The 2,013-nt window shown below is 74.8% G+C and carries 3 protein-coding genes and 1 pseudogene; 1 reads left to right on the top strand and 3 read right to left on the bottom strand.

Going from position 1 to position 2,013, the window contains the following annotated elements; genetic code table 11:
* Nucleotides 1-367 (top strand): annotated as a pseudogene (locus AE652_RS40310) (hypothetical protein); the annotation flags it as partial.
* Nucleotides 368-444: 77 nt separating this feature from the next.
* On the opposite strand, the gene AE652_RS40305 reads toward AE652_RS40310, so the two are convergent.
* The 3 genes from AE652_RS40305 to AE652_RS40295 all read right to left on the bottom strand — a co-directional run bounded on the left by AE652_RS40305 (nt 445) and on the right by AE652_RS40295 (nt 2,012).
* Entirely contained in the window at nt 445-744 is a 300-nt protein-coding gene (locus tag AE652_RS40305; RefSeq protein ID WP_234348721.1) for a hypothetical protein, read from the bottom strand.
* A 55-nt stretch (nt 745-799) separates the two neighbouring features.
* Nucleotides 800-1,168, bottom strand: a complete 369-nt coding sequence (locus AE652_RS40300; RefSeq protein WP_049660741.1) for a helix-turn-helix domain-containing protein — start codon at nt 1,166-1,168, stop codon at nt 800-802.
* Nucleotides 1,169-1,517: 349 nt separating this feature from the next.
* Nucleotides 1,518-2,012, bottom strand: coding sequence for a CinA family protein (locus AE652_RS40295; RefSeq protein WP_199823226.1), 495 nt, complete (start codon nt 2,010-2,012; stop codon nt 1,518-1,520).
* Between the last annotated feature and the right edge of the window lies 1 nt (nt 2,013).

The following is a 2,013-nucleotide window of genomic DNA, read 5'->3' as shown; positions in this document are numbered from 1 at the left end:
TCCGACAGCCGGCTCTTCCCGGTCAGCCTCGGCCCTGCCCTGGCCCGACCCGCCCGCGGCCCCCGACGGCAAGGAGCCCACCGCCCACCGCCCGGGCCGCAAGGCGGGCGCCCTGGTGGTCCTGGTGGACGGCGATCCGGCGCTGTACGTCGAGCGAGGCGGCAAGTCCCTGCTGGCCTGGCCGGAGGACGAGGCCACCCGGGCGCTGGCGGCCGGGGCGCTCGCGGCCGCCGTCCGGGAGGGCGCGCTCGGCAGCGTCACGGTCGAACGGGCCAACGGCGAGCCCGCCCTGGGCTCGGCCCTCGGCCGCGCGCTGGAGGAGGCGGGCTTCCACGCCACCCCGCGCGGCCTGCGCCTGCGCCCCTGATCCACGGCCACGGAACCAGGGCCGGAAGACACCGGAGGCCGCGGGGTCGTCGACCCCGCGGCCTCCGGCCACGTCCATCACCCGATCGGCGGTGGCTGTACCTCCACCGGTCCCGCCGGCTCCGCACGCGGGCGCCGGGCCGGTCCGGTCGCGTTCCAGTCGGCGTGGACCGGAATGAGACCGAGTCCCCAGCCGCCGGCCACGAGCAGCCCCAGCGCCGCACCGTCGGTCAGCTGTCCCCGGACCACCAGGAGCCACCAGGCGAGCCCGGCCGCCGAGGCCGCCAGCACCCACCGCACCGGACGCCGTACCCGGAGGAACAGCCGCGCCCGGGCCCGTATTCGGGCCATCGGGCGCGTCTGCGCGTCTGTTCGCACGACCGCCCTCCCTTCGCTCGCTCCGGGCAGGGGCGCCCGGGAGTCGAGGCCGGGATCAGGCGGCGACCACGTCCATCGCGGCGGCCTTGGGCGACATGTTCGCCCGGTCGGTGCCGGGGGCGGGCAGCGGAACCGGTTCGAGTACCGGCCTCAGCAGATCACCTTCGGAGAGGGTGGCCATCGCCGCAAGTTCAGCGAGCGACAGTTCGTCGCTGACCTCGCGCATGACCTCGGACATCCGGACGTCGAGTGCGTCGCAGATGGCGGAGAGCAGCTCCGAGGAGGCCTCCTTCTGTCCCCGCTCGACCTCGGAGAGGTATCCGAGCGAAACCCTGGCTGCCGCCGACACCTCGCGGAGTGTGCGGCCCTGGCGCTGGCGCTGCCGACGCAGTACATCGCCCAGTAGGCGACGAAGCAGGATCATCGGTGCCTCCCTCCTCGGACTGCGGATCGAGATGTCACGACCCCACCGTACCGCCTTGCCCGCTTCGCGTGCGGGGACCCTGGTCGTGTTCACTCTGGGCTGCAAGGCCGTCCCCCTCCTTGTTCCGGTGTCGCACCCGGGTTCGCGGGCCCCTCGTGGTACCCGTAGCGACCCACCCGGCCACCGTCACGCAACTCGTTCGCCACCTGGTTTCTGCCCAACCAGGGTGTTGGATGTAACACGATCCTCCCGCTGTCCCATACCCGCGCGCCCGCCCGGCGATCCCGGTCGGTGGAGGCCCTCCCCACGGGCCCCGGTCGCGCGAAACCGGCCGGCCGTACGAACCGGCCTACCGTGCGAACCGACCGACCAGCAGCTCCAGCGCGGCGGTCACCGCTTCGTGACGGATTGTGGCACGACCGCCCGACAGCAGGGGAGAACTGACCAGAGTTCCCCCCGGGCCGGCGACGGCCAGGTGTACGGTGCCCACCGGCTGCCCGTCCTGCGGGTCCGGCCCGGCCACCCCGGTCGTCGCGAGCCCGTACGTGGCCCCCAGCAGTGCGCGCACGCCCTCGGCCATCTGTCGGGCCACCACCGGGTGGACCGGCCCGTACACGTCCAGCAGGCCCTCGTCCACCCCGAGCACCGAGGCCTTCAGCTCGGTCGCGTACGCGGTGACCGAGCCCCGGAAGGTCGCGGACGCCCCGGGGACGTCCACCAGCGCGGCGGCCAGCAGCCCCCCGGTCAGCGACTCGGCGACGGCGAGCGTGCCGCCCTCGGCCCGCAGCGCGGCGTGCGCCCGCTCGGCCAGTGCGAAGTCCCGCGCCGCCGCGTCCGGCGCCACC

The organism is Kitasatospora sp. MY 5-36, assembly GCF_001182915.1.
GTDB lineage: Bacteria > Actinomycetota > Actinomycetes > Streptomycetales > Streptomycetaceae > Kitasatospora.
The sequence above is the reverse complement of the archived record's forward strand: the minus strand, read 5'-3'. Positions and strand labels throughout refer to the sequence as shown.

Coding starts and splice junctions, on each gene's coding strand:
- AE652_RS40300 (WP_049660741.1), bottom strand. CDS start 1,168: ATGATCCTGCTTCGTCGCCTACTGGGCGATGTACTGCGTCGGCAGCGC.